Source organism: Salinivibrio proteolyticus, from assembly GCF_001996165.1.
Taxonomy (GTDB): Bacteria; Pseudomonadota; Gammaproteobacteria; order Enterobacterales; family Vibrionaceae; genus Salinivibrio; species Salinivibrio proteolyticus.
This window is the reverse complement of record NZ_MUFP01000025.1, coordinates 1-16,546: the sequence shown is the minus strand read 5'-3', so window position 1 is coordinate 16,546 and position 16,546 is coordinate 1. Positions and strand designations below refer to the sequence as shown.

Below are 16,546 nucleotides of genomic sequence, written 5' to 3'. Positions count from 1 at the left end.
CTTTGGCGCTCCTGTTTAAAGATAGCGCCGTTATGTGCTGGGTTTGTCGGTTTTGAATCGGTTTACCAACTCTGAGAGTTCAGTCGCCACCATACGTAACTCGGCCGCCGTTGCGTTAGTTTGTTCCGCGGTTTCAGCAGCACTATTCGCACCATCCAATACATTGGTCACATTCTGATTAATGTCTTCCGACACCGAGTGCTGCTCTTCTGTTGCGGTGGCGATTTGCGCGGCCATATCATGGATCTGTCCCACCAATTCTTGAATGGTACTAAATACACTCAGGGCCTCTTCAGTTGCCTCGGTGGTCGTCTGCGAGTGTTCCACACTGCCCTGTAGCTTTTCTGACAGCTGGCTAGTCCGTTGAGTCAGGGCTTGTAACAACTCGTCAATTTCTTCGGTCGATTTGGTGGTCTTTTGCGACAGCACCCGAACCTCATCCGCCACCACGGCAAAGCCTCGGCCATGCTCCCCCGCACGTGCAGACTCTATCGCCGCATTCAGCGCCAATAGGTTGGTTTGCTCGGCAATGCCACGAATGGTATCCAGCATGGCGGTGATATTGTCGTTTTCTTTAGTAAGTTCAGCCATGGCGCTATCCGCTTCATTAAGCGTGGTCGCCATTTCTTGCACTGCTGCGCGCGTGTTATTCATCAAGGCCATGCCGCGATCAACTTCTGATTGGCATTGCTGTGCCGAATCGGCCGTCTGATTACAGTTTTGCGATACCTCATTAGCCGTCGCGACCATTTGATGGAACGCGGTCGCAATCTGCTCGAGCCCTGAGCGCTGCTGGTGACTTGCGCCATCCAGCTGCTCAGCAAACTGGGTGGTATGATCAGCATGCGATGTAAGTTTCAGCGAGCGATCTTTAATGCCAATGATCAGCTCTTGGATCACATCCACAAACTGGTTAAAGGCAGTGGCGGTCGTGCCCAGCTCATCTTTGCTGGTTACCGGCAAACGTTTAGTTAAGTCACCTTCACCGCTTGCCGCATCACTGAGCCCATCACTCACCGCTACGATCGAGGCAGAGATGCGGTTGACCATAAAGAAGCCCAATACCCCGAAAATCACCACTAAAAGCACACCAATCGAGATAATCACGGTTTGCAGTTGATTCACCTGCCCCAACACTTCTTGCTGCGGCACAATACCAATTAAACGCCAGCCGCTATCGGGCGCTTGATACTGGTTAACAAAATAAGACTCACCGTCAAATGACAGCGCCTTGAGGGCACGGCTTAGCGATTGACCGCTATAGACGCTATTCACGCTGTCTACGGATTCAAAGTTGTTATCTGGGTTATTGGGATCGGCTAAGATGGTGCCGGTATCTTCCACCAGCACAATGTAACCTGACTGACCGAGCGTGACCTCACCAAGCATATTGGTTAATGCCTCCAAGGTAACATCAACACCCACTACCCCGGTTAACCCATCTTGCGCGGGAAATTCGATAACATAATCCAGTAAAGGCGCTCCTGTTGTAATATCTTGGTAGGAAGGGACTCGAACAGGGTTGTTACCACTTCCTACCCCCGTCTGAAACCAAGGGCGCTGTCGAGGATCGTAGTTGCCAGACTCCCCCTGCGGCCACTGAATGTAGCCGCCATCGCTCAAGCCCAAAAAGACATAGGCAAAATCATCACGCGAGTTACCCATTGCATCCAATAATTTGAACGCACGGGCTTCGGCCGGACTATTCTGAAGCGATGTCATTTGCTTTGACGGGCCCATGTATTTGGCGACACTGCCATCAAGCTCTTGCAGGGCTTGGCTATTGGCTAACATTTTCGCGTTGGCAGACAGGCCTTGTAGATAGAACTTAAACGCATTACCAATGTGCTGCATTTCTTTGTATGAGCTTTGTTCGTAGCTGATTAAGGTACTCGTTCGAAACTGATACAAAGCAACAATGGCAATAATCAACGTCGGCAGTACCACCCCTGTCAACACAATGGCTAAAATGCGTTTTTTAATACTCATACTGACCCCCGTCAGTGACTACCTACCATTCAGCATTAATATGTCAACTATCAGTAGTGACTTATTGAGACTAGAACAGGCATTTTCAGGCAGCCATAAAAAAACGGATTTAACGGCTCTGGCAAACCGAAACTAACAGAAAGAGAAAGATTTCTAGGCAATTAATTATAAATCATGGACACGGATTGCATCCTGCACACAAAGCAAATATATTAGTCAAAGCTAAAATAAAAGGTGGGACTATGATCAAGAAAAACTATCAAGAAATCAATGAGCAACAATTGGCATTAAATAAACAATTTAAAGCAAACAGCAATGAGACTCTGGCGGCATTTGGTCAGCTTCATCGTGCCGCAATGGCAGAAGGCGACCTTGATGTAAAAACCAAAGAGTTGATTGCATTGGGGATTGGTATTGCCGCGCGTTGCGATGGCTGTATCGGCGCACATGTTGCCGCCGCATTAAAGCACGGTGCGACCAAGCAAGAATGTGTAGAGGCGATCAACGTTGCCATTTTAATGGGCGGCGGCCCGTCGTTGATTTATGGCGCGCAAGCCCTAGAGGCGGTTGAGCAGCTTAGCAACGCGTAACCGTCTTGCTCACTGCCCATAAAAAAGCGCAGCTGACTGACGCTGCGCTTTTTATTACCTGTTTGTCCTCATTAGCCGCGATAATAACGCTGCGGCACAAAAGGCATTTTCTCGACGGTCATTGGCAGTTTTTTACCACGGACTTCGGCAAACACCTCCGTGCCCACCGCGGTAAATTCCGGTGACACATACGCCATTGCAACTGGCATGCCTTTAGTGGGACCAAAGGTACCACTGGTCACGATACCAATTTCGTTATCGTTAGCATCGAACAACTTACTGCCTTCACGCACAGGCGCTTTGCTTTGGCCCAAGAGGCCAATTCGCTTACGGCTGACGGCTTTAGTCGCGATTTGATCGAGAATTTTCGCCTCACCGGGGAAGCCACCGGCGCGCTCACCCTCCGCACGACGCACTTTACTGATTGCCCAAATAAGGCTCGCTTCGATTGGCGTAGTGGTGGTATCCAAATCATGACCATACAGGCACAAACCACATTCCAAACGCAGTGAATCACGTGCACCTAGGCCAATCCATTCCACGTCGTCATTGGCAAGCAGCGCTTTGGCGAGGGATTCTGCGTGCTCCGCTGGCACCGAAATCTCAAACCCATCTTCGCCAGTGTAACCGGAACGACTCACCACGCAGTGAATGCCATTAATCTCAACAGGTTGAATGTCCATGAACACCATGTCATTAACCTTCGGGTTGAATGTCGCCAGCACTTGCGCAGCCTTTGGCCCTTGCAGTGCCAACAGCGCACGATCATCAAGCACCTCAACGGTCACATCTCCTTGCAAGTTGTCGCGCAGGTGCTGAATGTCCTGTGCTTTGCAGGCAGCGTTAACGACCAGAAAGAGATGATCACCAAGGTTGGCAATCATCAGGTCATCCAGAATCCCACCTTGTGCGTTGGTGAACACACCATAACGTTGCTTGCCTGCCGGTAAATCAATGACATCAACAGGCACTAAGGTTTCTAGCGCTTTGGCTGCATCCTTTCCTTCGAGACGAACCTGCCCCATATGCGATACATCAAACAGACCTGCGTGTTCGCGGCAATGGAGATGCTCTTTGCGAACACCGAGCGCATATTGAACGGGCATATCATAGCCAGCAAAGGGAACCATCTTTGCGCCCATCTCAATGTGTAATGCGTGTAGTGGGGTCGTTAGTAACTCTGCCATTGTTCACTCCATGTTCTGCCTAAATGGCGATAAAAAGTAATGCTACTCGACGATGCGTCGCCGGTTTTCGTGACATTGCGTTAAGATGCGGTCACCCACAAGATGAGTGCGTCATCCTCACTGACCGATGCCAACATGTGTCCCATCGTGGCATCGTAATAAACACTGTCTCCCTCATTGAGGGTGATCGCTTCATAAAACTCGGAGTAAAAGCGAATGCTGCCTTCCAACACCAGCAAGAACTCTTCACCGTCGTGACGGATCCAGTCACTGTAATCTTCAAAAGCGCGAGCACGGACACGCGATTTAAATGGCATCATTTTCTTGTTGCTCAGTTGCGTTGCCAGTAGCTCGTGTTCGTAGGTACCGGTTGGATGCGCCTTACCCTGACCGGCTCGTGTGATATCACGGCGCCCTGTTGCTTGCCGTTTTTTGGGTGGCGCAAACAACTGAGGCACGTCAATGTCTAGGCCGTGAGCAAGTTTTTGCATCGCTTGGAAGGTCGGGGAGATTTGCTCATTCTCTATCTTTGATAAGGTCGAACGCGCTAATCCCGTGCGTTGACTTGCTTCTTCGAGCGTCAGCCCTAAGCCAACCCGAATCGTCTTTAATCTTGGGCCCAACCGCAACGGCGCAATTGGCGCACGTTGTTCATCATCCATTTGCGCTTTTTCTACCTGCATTGAGGGATACACATCCTGTGTTACATGGTTTGTTGACACCGTTGGGCTGCCTCCGCGCTGACATTGTTAACTCTATTAACGCCGCATTCTGACACATCCCACCCTCGAACGGCATCGGCATAGTTAACACTTTTAACAAAAAAGTTTCCTATTGGAAATATAGTCCTATTGGACAAGGTGCAATCGCCTCGTTCCTCTCAAATTCGCGAACCAATGGGATCGCCGACAATACGCTTGAGAAGAAAAGTCCATAAATGACAAGCTGTCAGGGCATTACTGTACAAAAAATGATGATGAGATTCCTGACGCTGTTTGCAATTTACCTCAGCTTAGGATAAAAAGGCAAACGTTTGCGTTGCGAAATCGATCGCACTGCAGGAGGTCGTTCTGTCATCGCGATCACAACATAGGTTTCCTATTGGAAATTTATTTTGCGGAAAAGTTATGGCTTAGGTACGTTAACAAAATGTTTAAATCAYCACCAGAGCGTGTCCGTGGTTGTCACCCTCGCCGCTTTCAGCTGCCAGTTTCAGGCGGCGTTTTGCAGCAAGGATATAAACTGTAGGTAGCACTGCTGATGAGTGAGCAATGCAAGGTGTCTACAAAGACATCTACGAATAACAATACATACCTTACCTGTGTAGGAGACATGCCATGAGTCACAGCATGTTTGACCTGTTTAAAGTCGGTGTCGGACCCTCCAGCTCGCACACCGTCGGGCCAATGCTGGCCTGCGCACGCTTTTCACAATTCGTGATCCAAACACTCTCGCTCGATGTGATTCATCGCGTGAGCGTCGATTTATACGGTTCCCTGGCGTTAACCGGAAAAGGCCATGCTACGGACGTCGCGTGTGTGATGGGGCTAATGGGCGAAATGCCTGCCACCATCGAATCAGACGACATAGAGACCATGACCAACATGGTTAAAAACGGCGGCGAACTACCCTTTGCCGGCAGTCACTATGTCCCGTTTAGTTGGGATGCGGATTTGGTGTTTCACTACGATCAGGTGTTACCCGCCCATCCCAATGGCATGACCGTCAGTGTTTATGACAAAAAAGACAAATGCTTAGCACGCAAAACCTATTTTTCGGTCGGCGGTGGATTTGTGGTGGAAGAAGGTGAAACGGATGCGCTGGCCTCCGACTTTACGCCCCCCTATCCATTCGATAGTGCTGCGGAATTGCTTGAGCAATGTGAAAAAACGGGTATGACGATCAGTGAACTGATGTTTACCAATGAAATTGCCCAAGCTCAGTATGCCGATCCCAGTGCGACGCGGGATACCGTCAATCAAGGGCTCGATCATATTTGGCAAGTGATGCGAGAGTGCATCGACCGCGGTATTCAACAAGGCGGCGTCTTACCCGGCGGTTTAAACATTAAGCGACGCGCCAAAGGGATGTACGACGCCATTCATGACAAACAAGCTCATGGATTGCCGACAGACAGCAATGATTGGGTCAACCTGTTTGCCATGGCAGTCAACGAAGAAAACGCAGCCGGTGGCCGAGTGGTTACCGCGCCGACCAATGGCGCAGCAGGCGTGATCCCAGCGGTGTTGGCGTATTACGACAAATTTGTCTCTCCCAACAATCCAGAAGGTATTCGTACCTTTTTGGCGACCTCTGCCGCCATTGGTTCGTTGTATAAAACCAACGCGTCGATTTCGGCGGCCGAAGTGGGTTGCCAAGGAGAAATCGGAGTAGCCTGTTCCATGGCGGCGGGCGGCCTCGCCGCAGCGATGGGGGCCACCAATGCGCAGATTGAAAACGCAGCAGAGATCGGCATGGAGCATAACCTAGGGCTCACTTGCGATCCCATCAATGGCTTGGTGCAGGTGCCCTGCATCGAACGCAACACTATGGGCGCCGTGAAGGCGATTAACGCAACCCGACTCGCATTGGGCGGTGATGGTGAACACCATGTGTCACTCGATAGCGTGATAAAAACCATGCACGAAACAGGGCTCGATATGATGAGCAAGTACAAGGAAACCTCGCAAGGCGGCCTTGCTACCAATGTGATCCCAATTAATGTGGTGGCCTGCTAACCCACGGCCAGTCAACAAGGATGAAGCAATGAAACCCAGCTACCCAAACACAGAACTTGAGCAATTCTTCTCAACCAACTTGTCTGAATCAGACGGTGCCGTGATGGCCGCGATTAACGCGGAACATAAACGCCAGCAGCAACAAATCGAATTGATTGCGTCAGAAAACATCGTTTCGCAAGCCGTGATGCAAGCGCAAGGCACCTGCTTAACCAATAAATACGCCGAAGGCTATCCGGGCCGCCGCTACTATGGCGGCTGCGAGCACGTTGATGACGTCGAAGCCATCGCTCAAGCCCGCGCTAAACAGCTGTTTAGCTGTGAGTATGTCAACGTACAGCCGCATTCGGGCGCACAAGCCAACGGCGCCGTGATGCTAGCGCTACTGCAACCCGGTGACACCATTTTAGGTATGTCGCTCGATGCTGGCGGCCACCTCACTCACGGCGCGCGCCCTGCGCTATCCGGTAAATGGTTTAACGCTGTGCAGTACGGTGTGAGCAAAGACAGTCTAGAAATTGATTACGATGAAGTCGCGGTGCTGGCTCGAGAGCATCAACCCAAGATGATTATCGCCGGGGGTAGTGCGATCCCACGTCAGATTGATTTTGCCCGTTTCCGCGCGATTGCCGATGAAGTGGGTGCCTATCTGATGGTTGATATGGCGCATATCGCTGGCTTGGTTGCCACCGGCGCCCATCCCTCGCCATTGCCGCATGCGCATGTGGTCACTACCACTACGCATAAAACCCTGCGTGGCCCACGCGGTGGCATGATCCTCACCAATCACGAAGACATCAATAAAAAGATTAACTCGGCCGTGTTCCCCGGTCTGCAAGGCGGTCCGCTGATGCACGTGATTGCGGCCAAAGCCGTTGCATTGGGTGAGGCATTAGAGCCTGAGTTTAAACTGTATATTGATCAAGTGATTGCTAACGCCAAAGCGCTCGCGGAAGTGCTCCAAGCTCGTGGCTGCGACATCGTCACCGGCGGCACCGATACCCACTTGATGCTGGTTGATTTACGCCCCAAAGGCTTAAAAGGCAATCAAACTGAGGAAGCACTTGAACGTGCTGGGATCACCTGTAATAAAAACGGTATCCCCTTTGATACCGAAAAGCCCATGATCACCTCCGGCATTCGCCTCGGCACGCCAGCAGGTACTAGCCGCGGTTTCGGCACCGATGAATTTCGTCAAATCGGCGAATGGATAGGCGATGTGTTGGATGCCCTCGTCGAAATGCCAGAAGGCAACGCCGACATCGAGGCACGCGTGCGTAAAGACGTACAGCAACTTTGCGCACGTTTCCCCCTGTATCGCCAATAAATTGAATTTAAGAGGTGGCATCACCAACGCCACCTCATTTTACATTGTAAATCGCTCATTGTTTGAGCAGCTCGTATTTAAAGCAGGAGAGTAACAAATGGACGCGACACTGAAGTTTTCGAAAAGCCATGAGTGGGTTAAAGACAACGGCGATGGCACTGTCACTATGGGGATCACTGACCATGCCCAAGAGCTGCTTGGTGATGTCGTGTTTGTCGATCTACCCGAGGTTGGCGACAGTACTGAACAAGGTGAGAGCTTCTCTTTGGTGGAATCAGTGAAAGCCGCGTCTGATATCTATGCCCCCGTGGATGGTGAAGTGGTCGCTATCAATGAAGATCTGGAAGATAGTCCAGAGCTGGTCAACGAAGCACCCTTTGAAGGTGGATGGATTGCCAAAATTAAGCTGGCTGACGATACCAATTTGGATCACTTGATGGATGCAGACGCGTACGCGGCAACGATTGAAGACTAATTCAGGACGAATACCATGACGCAAACTCGTTTACTCGATAGCCTAGTGGCCGATAATGATTTTATCGCGCGCCACAATGGTCCCGATACCAATCAGCAAAATGCGATGCTGGCGGCGATTAATGCCACCAGCCTTGAGCACTTAATTGAAGAAACTGTCCCTGCTGACATTCGCTTGCCAAAACCGCTAAACCTGAGTGCGCCCAAAAGCGAAACCCAGATGCTGGCCGAACTTAGCAACATTGCCGCGCAAAACACCATTAAGCGCAGCCTGATTGGCCAAGGCTACTACCACACGCATACTCCACCGCCTATTTTACGCAATGTGCTGGAAAACCCGGGCTGGTACACGGCTTATACCCCCTATCAGCCCGAGATCTCGCAAGGCCGATTAGAATCATTGCTGAACTTCCAGCAAATGGYGATGGACTTAACAGGGATGGATTTGGCCAACGCGTCGCTGCTCGACGAAGCCACCGCAGCCGCCGAAGCCATGACTCTGTGTAAGCGTGGCGGCAAGCACAAAGGCAACGCGTTTTTTGTTGCCAGTGATGTGCACCCACAAACGCTGGACGTGATTAAAACGCGCGCTAACTTCCTCGGCTATGACATCATTGTTGATCACGCGGACCAGCTGAATCAGTACGACGTATTTGGCGCCCTGCTCCAGTATCCTGGCACCACCGGTGAAGTACGCGATCTCAGCACGCTGATTGCAGACGCACAAAGCAAGAAGACGCTAGTCGCAGTCGCCACCGATCTACTTTCACTCACCTTACTTAAAGCGCCGGGTGAAATGGGCGCAGATGTGGTGATTGGGTCGGCACAACGCTTTGGTGTACCTATGGGTTACGGTGGCCCACACGCCGCCTTCATGGCGACACGCGACAAGCTCAAGCGCACCATGCCGGGCCGCGTGATTGGCGTATCGGTCGATAGCAAAGGCAACCAAGCCCTGCGCATGGCGATGCAAACGCGCGAGCAACATATTCGCCGTGAAAAAGCGACCTCCAATATTTGTACCGCTCAAGCGTTGCTCGCGAACATGGCTGCTTTTTATGCGGTATATCACGGTCCAGAAGGCTTGAAGAAAATTGCCCGCCGTGTGCATCATCTCACCGCGTTGTTTGCCAAATCGTTACGAGCGGCGGGGTTGAACCTTGCCCACGACAGCTTCTTTGATACCGTCACGCTCAACACAGGCGAGCAAACCGATGCCTTATATCAAAAAGCACAGGATGCCGGTTTTAACCTGCGTAAATTGGATGGCCAACTGGGCGTGAGTTTCGATGAAGCGAGCACGCTGGCAGAAGTCAATCAATTGCTTACCGCGCTCACCGGTCAAGGCAATGCAGAAAGCGTGGCGAGCGACATTGAAGCCGATGAATTTGCCGCGATCCCTGCCGCATGCCGCCGCACCAGTGCATACCTAACGCACCCCGTCTTTAACCGCTATCACAGTGAAACCAAGCTGATGCGGTATATGAAGGCGTTGGAAAACAAAGACTTCTCCCTTACCCACGGTATGATCCCATTGGGCAGCTGTACCATGAAGCTGAATGCCGCGGCCGAGATGATCCCCGTCACCTGGCCAGAATTTGGTGCCCTGCATCCGTTTGTGCCATTGGAGCAAGCCAAAGGTTATCAAACACTGGGTAAATCACTGCGTGACATGTTGTGTGAAATCACCGGCTATGACGAGATCTCCATGCAGCCGAATTCAGGCGCGCAAGGGGAGTATGCGGGCTTAATCGCGATTCAACGCTACCATGAAAGCCGTGGCGACAGTCACCGCAACGTGTGCTTGATCCCAAGCTCTGCCCACGGTACCAACCCTGCTTCCGCGGCGATGGTCTCGATGAAAGTGGTGGTAGTTGGCTGCGATGACGACGGCAACATCGACATTGACGATCTGAAAGCTAAAATCGACAAACACCGCGATGCGCTCTCGTGCATTATGATCACCTACCCATCGACACATGGTGTATACGAAGAAACCGTGCAGCAAGTGTGTGAGCTAGTACACAAGGCTGGAGGCCAAGTTTACTTGGATGGCGCCAACATGAATGCGCAAGTGGGGCTGACCACACCGGGCTATATTGGCTCAGACGTTTCGCACCTCAACCTGCACAAAACCTTCTGTATTCCCCACGGTGGTGGCGGCCCGGGCATGGGGCCAATTGGGGTAAAATCGCACCTTGCGCCTTTCCTTCCCGGTCATGTGGAGCAAGGTGATGAATTTGCCGTGTCGGCCGCACCAATGGGTAGCGCCTCGATTTTGCCTATTTCATGGGCGTACATTGCCATGATGGGTGAACAAGGCCTAACGCGCGCGACCGAGTTAGCGATTCTCAGTGCCAACTATGTGATGGAGCGTTTGCGTCCCTACTACCCCGTGCTTTATCGCGGCAAAAACGGACGCATTGCGCACGAATGTATTATCGACATTCGCCCTCTAAAAGAGGCATCCGGCATCAGCGAAGAAGACATCGCCAAACGCTTGATGGATTATGGCTTCCACGCGCCGACCATGTCGTTCCCGGTCGCGGGCACCCTGATGGTCGAGCCGACCGAAAGTGAAAGCCAAGAGGAATTGGATCGCTTCTGTGATGCCATGATTGCCATCCGTGAGGAAATTGCCAAGGTGCAAGACGGTGAGTGGACGCTGGAAGACAACCCATTGGTCAATGCGCCACATACCCAAACAGATCTAATGGCTGACGAGTGGTCCCACGCCTATTCACGTGAGCTGGCTTGCTTCCCATCTGCTCATAGCAAAGTAAGCAAATATTGGCCATCGGTCAACCGTGTCGATAACGTCTACGGTGACCGCAACCTGATTTGCTCTTGTCCTAGCATTGAAAGCTATATGGATGAATAGTCCACTCCACTCACGGAAACAATGATGTTAATGGCGAGCCACTCGGCTCGCCTTTTTATATAAGATTCAATGAGGTATAAAACCGTATCTCCCTTTTCTCTTGCTTTTAGTGAAATGTATATGATTCACCACTTCACTAACATCTTCGGGAACATCTTCATTCTCGATAATTATTAATTGTTGCGATTTATCAAGGCCCTTCAATGAGTCATAAAAACTAGATGCCATATCTTCCGAAATTTCTTCGCCTTCAGGAACATCTGGCTTTTTGTACGTAACCAATGGCGAGTCAATGATCGTAAAGCCTAGGCCTTTATATAATTCCAACAATGAAATCGCACAAGCAGCATACGTTATTGAACGATAACCTTTACCTGCTAAGTTCCGACTTTCCCCAGCAATTACAAAGTCCTTGCTATCCTCACTGTAAAAAACACGACTTGATTCAACATTTGGATAACCCCATACATCAAGATATTCTCCTATCCGATTAGCTAAGCTTTCCATCATAGCTACAGTTGGAACCTCAAACTGCCTTGAGGTCGAAGAGTCTTCTATAACCTGTTCTATATCATCTTTCTGTAGTTGCAGATCCTCAATATACTCTATGAGATAAATGTAGTGTTGCACTTCTTTATGTTTATCTTCGAGCTCTCTCATTTTCGCGGATAGCTCTTCTAGTGAATTAGAAATATAACCATCTAACTCGATTTTTTTCATTTCCAGCTCTTCTACAAGGCTGGCATCTAGCAAGTCAATCTCTTCAATGTCACCGTCGAACTGAGACTTAGCACTCTTTAATTCATTTATTAGGCGGACGGTTTTTTCTATCTCTATTTTTGAACTATTACACACTTCAATAACAGTATGATTAAGGTCATTCAACACACTGTCACATACTGGACAACTCCTATTTTCTATTCCTTTAACAGCAGAACCCATCTCTATTGTTGACTGTAGCCTCATTATGTCTGAAAAGTATTGCTTTTCTACTATCTCCGAGTTTTGAGACAATTTCTTTAGCTCTTTTCTCTGTTCCTCATGATCTAACAATTGACGCCTCAACGAATCACGTTCACTTTCAAGCACCTCACATTGAGATATGATTGCAAGATGTTTAGACTGAGCTTCCTCTATTGCTAATTCGAGCTTACTTTCCTGTTCCTCAAGTTCATTTCTGGTTGCCCCAGTAGGAATACGTTCCATCAATGAAGAGATTAACTCTTCCAACAACTCGAGCTTTCCCGTTTTATTGTTGATAACTTTAACTGGAAGCTTTTCAGTAATGTGTGAGTCGTCCTCACCACTAACAAGCCACTTTATTACGTTAATTTCCTTAGTCTCGTCAGTGTATTGTCCCGACAGAAAAGGAGATAACTTTGTAGGTATTCGTAACTCGTCGACTAAATGCAGTTGCCTCATTGAGGTCAGGTTAAGTTCATTTTTCTTGCCCTGTTTGTTGCTTCGAATCCATATACCAGTCAGGCCGCAGCGTTCCAGCAAGTAGTACGATAAAGTATTTTTAGCTTTTGCGGTATGCTTCCGCTTCAGCTCTCTAGAGGAGCTGGTACTATCGATTTCATCTATAGATTCTTCAAAAACCTCAAAGTTTTCTCCGCCAAATCCTGACTTCAGCGTAAATGTATCACCGTTAGTATCACAAAGTTCAAGGTAAATCTCTGAATATATTTTAGACTCCGTAATTCGCCTTTCCAGTGAACCTCTGCCCAACATATATTCCAAACACTCGAAAATAAAAGTTTTACCTGTATTAGAAGGCCCTGTAATTATATTAACGCCCCTATCAAACTTTATTGAGGCATCTGCATAATCTACATCTGGAGTGCTCAATCGAAGCTCACTAATATACAAATGCGCCAAAACTAACCTCTCAAAATGTGTGTTCTGAATGCGATCTCTGCATCCGTACCATTAAACGACTGTTGGATACTTCTTCTCAAACTCTCGTTATCAAGTAACCCAAACTCACTGACTGCCCACTTAGCTCTCTTATGAACATGTTCTACATACTCTGAGCCGAGCATATCCAAGAACGGTTCACCTTCGTCCGTAAGTACATACTGCAAGCCAGATTCATCGCTTATAACTGACGCCAAGCCGTACTGGCATAGTAGCTTTAAGCCATCTCTCATTAATGATCGCCTAATGTAAAGCTCACTACTTCTATGAGGTATAGGTGCATGCAAACTATCGAATGTGTTAGAAAAGTCCCCAGAGTGGACAACCATGTAATCGAGGCAAGCTAGCTTATCGAGATCACCGTATGTGGGATATAGGTGCTTCAGTATTGCCAGTGCACGTAAGCCATACTCAACATGATTATTAAACGCGAGATTAGTTTTAGTCATCATCAGAATCTACCCAAATAAATTCATTATCTCTGCTACTATCATTAGCTAGGTGGTGACATATACCAGCCCTATCATCACCATCACTGCATAATGTAAGTGGGTTTGATGTTATAGCTAGTCGACGAGCTTCCTTTTCTACAGTTTTCACTCTCACGAAGCCATTCTCATGCTCTTCGTATACTATATCGATGACTCCAGATGAAATTTCCCCTTGGAACTTTTCAAATATACCTGGGGGAAGTGTATCTCTAGAAAACTGCTTAAGCTGTTCAGCTTTATAGAAATTTTTACGAGCGCGTTTAAAGTGCTTATTTGTTGCTTTCCCTTTAGGCAAATCACTAATCTTTACGTACTCAGCATCATCAGCTTCCCTATAAGCATCTAGTAACTTGGAAATGTATCCCAGCTCACTTGATGAAATATCTTGGGGGACATCACCAACATCAGGACGATTTGGTAAACCGCCACCAAACCTTGTCGCATGATAGCGAGACTTAGCATGCTCTTCTACAAGGGTCAGTGGCTTCATTTTGTAAAAAATAGAAAAGTCAAACTCATCGATGTATTTTAGTAACTTCCCTTCGAGTGAAATCCCCTCGCTTACTGTTTTAGTTATTTTATGTCTACAATACTTGTCCCAATTCTCCTTGAGTTCTTTTCTTAGAACGTTAGGCTTACGAAGTAAATCCGACAATGAAGTTCCCAAGCCTTGAGGAGCGACAAAGAAATAGTACCTTGGAACAGGAAAATCACCGATGAAAGTGTAATAACAAAGTTTACCGAACTCCGCCCAGACATCACTAGGCATTAACGGATGATCATAATGCTTGCACTGAAAATTATCCCAAACATAACAATCAGGATACCGTTTTGGACACGTAACATAACCAACAACATCACGTCCTTTATCACCGGCACCACCTAATCTATCCGTATCAAGAAATTCTTTCTTCTTAACCGTTAACCACTCCTCAACGAATTCTTCCCATTCATCTGGAGAGAAAATTTTAATTCGTTGCATTGGTGGCACTGGAGAACCAGCTAAGATCTGAGCTAAATTATATTGCGACATTTATATTTTAACCAGTGCGACATCATGCCGCTTTGCTTACAATAGGTATCATTATTTACGTAATAGTCTACCAAACTCAAATGCAACTAGTAACAATGGCACTACAAATACTGTGCTCTTTGTCATATTATTTCGGCTTTGCTGATCAAATAATAATATCAACAGATCTACCCAGTTTAAGCGATGTTCTAGCTAACCTTATGGGTTACGGTCATGCCGAGCCCTATAAATTTTTTCAACGCACGAACGGCGGCGAGCGCTTCCCCGACCTAAGAGTTGAAATCACGCAGACTTAACGTAGAGCCAAGCAGCAGCTTATACCTCGACATCGCTGTTTCCGATATTGAACAACTATAGGAACCACTGTTCTTTTCCCATGTTCATTGCTGCCTTGAATACGCTGGTCTGCAACCTTTCATCAGAGAAAACACTGACTTCATAACACCTTGAACGACAAGAAGTGCTAAGTTGGATAATCGCTTTACCATGAGGGTGGCCTATCAGTAAACTGTATAAGATAATTGACTGCAAGAAAAGTTCAAGCCGATTGAGTCAACGAAGCCATTCGGATTTTACGAACTGAGTAAATGTCCTAAAAAGATAGTTTTTATTGAAGAGTGAGTTTTCAACTTAGTTGACTAAATCTGCTGGCTTCATTTACCATTAAGCGGCAGATCTTCCAATTTGGTTGTTTTTTAAAGCGCTACAGATTGTTCGCCTTTTTATTGCTCCATATATCCACTATTATGATTCAACAGCCTGTAGTGACAGCCTCGATCATTGCCGCGCTTCGCAACACTCCCCCAGCGAAATTTTCCCCCGCCTTACCGCTTGCTGGCTAAACTTAAGGCAATGCACCAGTTTACTGAGAGTGATTAAGCCTTGCTAAGTTTATGTCGACGCCCTGTTGTACACGTGCTGTTGATGGTACTGCTGTTGGGAATGGCCGGAATGGTCCATGCTGCTACGTCAACCGTACGCTTAGTTACGTTAGAATACCCTCCCTATATTCAAACCTCGGATGGTTCAGTGGATGGTGTAGCAGTGCGGGTGGTCAATCGAACCTTCGCCAAGCTAGGCTATGATGTCGAGATAGAGGTGCTGCCATGGGCGAGAGCACTCTATCAAGTTCGAACCGGCCTAGCGGACGGTATATTCACCATTTTCAAAACACCGGAGCGCGAAGCCTTTCTCGATTACTCTGAGCAGATTTTATTCCAGCAAGGGATCCGTTTTGTTCATCGCCCCGATGTCAGTGTCTCTGAAGATGCGATTCAATCGTTCAATTTTAGCGCTTACTCCGTCTGCGTGATCAATCAAGTCAGCTACGGCAGCCGGATGGATGCTGCCTTGGCGCAAAATCAATTCGATCAGGTTTTTCGCCTAACTCGCGCGCCACAGTGCCTTCGGATGTTGGAAAGTGGCCGAGCACGCTTGTGGCTCAGCAACCATTTTGGAGCACGCGCGCTGATTAACCAGCTCAATATGAAGGGTATTGTCGAGATCAATCCCCATCCTATCGAAGACACTCCCAGTTACATTGCCTTTTCTAAAGTGCAAGGGCTATCAGCTCTACGCGACCAATTTGATCACGCGTTAGCAGACATGAAAGCTACCGGAGAGTATCAAGCGATCATTGATGACTTTTTTAATGATTAATCGCTGACATTCCTGCACAAGGTTTTAGAGGCGGCTGACAAACGCTTGACAGATTGTTCCGGCGTTGTTTCCCAAATCATTGAACTTATCACTCTAGCGGCGATCAGATCATCAACGCCTCAAAACAGGTCACCAATGATGAGCAAAGCCAAGTACAAAATCAGCAATTGGAAGCAATACAATCAGGCATTGGTTAACCGTGGTTCGATTACCTTTTGGGTTGATGACGCCGCTATCCAGACTTGGTACTGCAAAGA

General features: G+C 48.3%; 12 protein-coding genes and 2 pseudogenes. 7 read left to right on the top strand and 7 right to left on the bottom strand.

Features of this window, described 5'->3' with window-relative positions; translation table 11 throughout:
- Positions 1 to 30: 30 nt before the first annotated feature.
- Positions 31 to 1,989, bottom strand: a complete 1,959-nt coding sequence (locus BZJ19_RS15345; RefSeq protein WP_077676266.1) for a methyl-accepting chemotaxis protein — start codon at positions 1,987 to 1,989, stop codon at positions 31 to 33.
- A 242-nt stretch (positions 1,990 to 2,231) separates the two neighbouring features.
- Here BZJ19_RS15345 and BZJ19_RS15340 point away from each other — a divergent pair, with 242 nt between their 5' ends.
- On the top strand, positions 2,232 to 2,579 hold the full coding sequence (locus BZJ19_RS15340) for a carboxymuconolactone decarboxylase family protein (RefSeq protein WP_077676265.1): 348 nt from the start codon (positions 2,232 to 2,234) through the stop codon (positions 2,577 to 2,579).
- Positions 2,580 to 2,650: 71 nt separating this feature from the next.
- Here BZJ19_RS15340 and gcvT read toward each other — a convergent pair whose 3' ends face one another.
- Together gcvT and BZJ19_RS15330 are read right to left on the bottom strand one after the other, a co-directional pair.
- On the bottom strand, positions 2,651 to 3,766 hold the full coding sequence (gene gcvT, locus BZJ19_RS15335) for a glycine cleavage system aminomethyltransferase GcvT (RefSeq protein ID WP_077676264.1): 1,116 nt from the start codon (positions 3,764 to 3,766) through the stop codon (positions 2,651 to 2,653).
- Positions 3,767 to 3,846: 80 nt separating this feature from the next.
- Positions 3,847 to 4,449 carry a helix-turn-helix domain-containing protein gene (locus tag BZJ19_RS15330; protein WP_069587532.1) on the bottom strand — a complete coding sequence of 201 codons (603 nt, stop codon included), beginning with the start codon at positions 4,447 to 4,449 and terminating at the stop codon, positions 3,847 to 3,849.
- 654 nt (positions 4,450 to 5,103) lie between these two features.
- Between BZJ19_RS15330 and BZJ19_RS15325 the strand changes: the two genes are divergently transcribed.
- From BZJ19_RS15325 to gcvP, 4 genes are all read left to right on the top strand, one after another.
- Positions 5,104 to 6,504 (top strand): L-serine ammonia-lyase, encoded by a 1,401-nt coding sequence (locus tag BZJ19_RS15325; protein WP_077676263.1) that lies wholly within the window; start codon positions 5,104 to 5,106, stop codon positions 6,502 to 6,504.
- A 28-nt stretch (positions 6,505 to 6,532) separates the two neighbouring features.
- On the top strand, positions 6,533 to 7,831 hold the full coding sequence (locus tag BZJ19_RS15320; protein WP_077676262.1) for a serine hydroxymethyltransferase: 1,299 nt from the start codon (positions 6,533 to 6,535) through the stop codon (positions 7,829 to 7,831).
- A 97-nt stretch (positions 7,832 to 7,928) separates the two neighbouring features.
- The gene (gcvH, locus tag BZJ19_RS15315) at positions 7,929 to 8,306 is read left to right on the top strand and encodes a glycine cleavage system protein GcvH (RefSeq protein ID WP_077454958.1); all 378 of its coding nucleotides are present in this window, start codon (positions 7,929 to 7,931) and stop codon (positions 8,304 to 8,306) included.
- 15 nt (positions 8,307 to 8,321) lie between these two features.
- Positions 8,322 to 11,186: an aminomethyl-transferring glycine dehydrogenase gene (gene gcvP / locus BZJ19_RS15310; RefSeq protein ID WP_077676261.1), complete on the top strand. Its 2,865-nt coding sequence runs from the start codon at positions 8,322 to 8,324 to the stop codon at positions 11,184 to 11,186.
- Positions 11,187 to 11,252: 66 nt separating this feature from the next.
- Here gcvP and BZJ19_RS15305 read toward each other — a convergent pair whose 3' ends face one another.
- From BZJ19_RS15305 to BZJ19_RS17475, 4 genes and pseudogenes are all read right to left on the bottom strand, one after another.
- Positions 11,253 to 13,037 carry a P-loop NTPase family protein gene (locus BZJ19_RS15305; protein ID WP_157891209.1) on the bottom strand — a complete coding sequence of 595 codons (1,785 nt, stop codon included), beginning with the start codon at positions 13,035 to 13,037 and terminating at the stop codon, positions 11,253 to 11,255.
- A 32-nt stretch (positions 13,038 to 13,069) separates the two neighbouring features.
- Positions 13,070 to 13,555 carry an ABC-three component system middle component 2 gene (locus BZJ19_RS17415; protein ID WP_338096978.1) on the bottom strand — a complete coding sequence of 162 codons (486 nt, stop codon included), beginning with the start codon at positions 13,553 to 13,555 and terminating at the stop codon, positions 13,070 to 13,072.
- Complete coding sequence (locus tag BZJ19_RS15295; RefSeq protein WP_201249203.1) at positions 13,548 to 14,579, bottom strand: ABC-three component system protein; 1,032 nt, start codon at positions 14,577 to 14,579, stop codon at positions 13,548 to 13,550. Before BZJ19_RS15295 ends, BZJ19_RS17415 begins: the two co-directional genes overlap by 8 nt.
- Before the next feature lie 239 nt (positions 14,580 to 14,818).
- A pseudogene (locus BZJ19_RS17475) lies at positions 14,819 to 14,977 on the bottom strand (IS5/IS1182 family transposase); the annotation flags it as partial.
- A gap of 577 nt (positions 14,978 to 15,554) precedes the next feature.
- Between BZJ19_RS17475 and BZJ19_RS15290 the strand changes: the two are divergent.
- Both BZJ19_RS15290 and BZJ19_RS17305 read left to right on the top strand, forming a co-directional pair.
- On the top strand, positions 15,555 to 16,289 hold the full coding sequence (locus tag BZJ19_RS15290) for a substrate-binding periplasmic protein (protein ID WP_077676257.1): 735 nt from the start codon (positions 15,555 to 15,557) through the stop codon (positions 16,287 to 16,289).
- 138 nt (positions 16,290 to 16,427) lie between these two features.
- Positions 16,428 to 16,546 (top strand): annotated as a pseudogene (locus BZJ19_RS17305) (IS5/IS1182 family transposase); the annotation flags it as partial.

Bases quoted from the DNA above. Each gene is read 5' to 3' on its own strand.
- BZJ19_RS17415 (WP_338096978.1), bottom strand. From the start codon at position 13,555: ATGACTAAAACTAATCTCGCGTTTAATAATCATGTTGAGTATGGCTTA.
- gcvH (WP_077454958.1), top strand. From the start codon at position 7,929: ATGGACGCGACACTGAAGTTTTCGAAAAGCCATGAGTGGGTTAAAGAC.
- BZJ19_RS15320 (WP_077676262.1), top strand. From the start codon at position 6,533: ATGAAACCCAGCTACCCAAACACAGAACTTGAGCAATTCTTCTCAACC.
- gcvT (WP_077676264.1), bottom strand. From the start codon at position 3,766: ATGGCAGAGTTACTAACGACCCCACTACACGCATTACACATTGAGATG.
- BZJ19_RS15290 (WP_077676257.1), top strand. From the start codon at position 15,555: ATGGTACTGCTGTTGGGAATGGCCGGAATGGTCCATGCTGCTACGTCA.
- BZJ19_RS15345 (WP_077676266.1), bottom strand. From the start codon at position 1,989: ATGAGTATTAAAAAACGCATTTTAGCCATTGTGTTGACAGGGGTGGTA.
- BZJ19_RS15330 (WP_069587532.1), bottom strand. From the start codon at position 4,449: ATGCAGGTAGAAAAAGCGCAAATGGATGATGAACAACGTGCGCCAATT.
- BZJ19_RS15340 (WP_077676265.1), top strand. From the start codon at position 2,232: ATGATCAAGAAAAACTATCAAGAAATCAATGAGCAACAATTGGCATTA.
- BZJ19_RS15295 (WP_201249203.1), bottom strand. From the start codon at position 14,579: ATGCAACGAATTAAAATTTTCTCTCCAGATGAATGGGAAGAATTCGTT.
- BZJ19_RS15325 (WP_077676263.1), top strand. From the start codon at position 5,104: ATGAGTCACAGCATGTTTGACCTGTTTAAAGTCGGTGTCGGACCCTCC.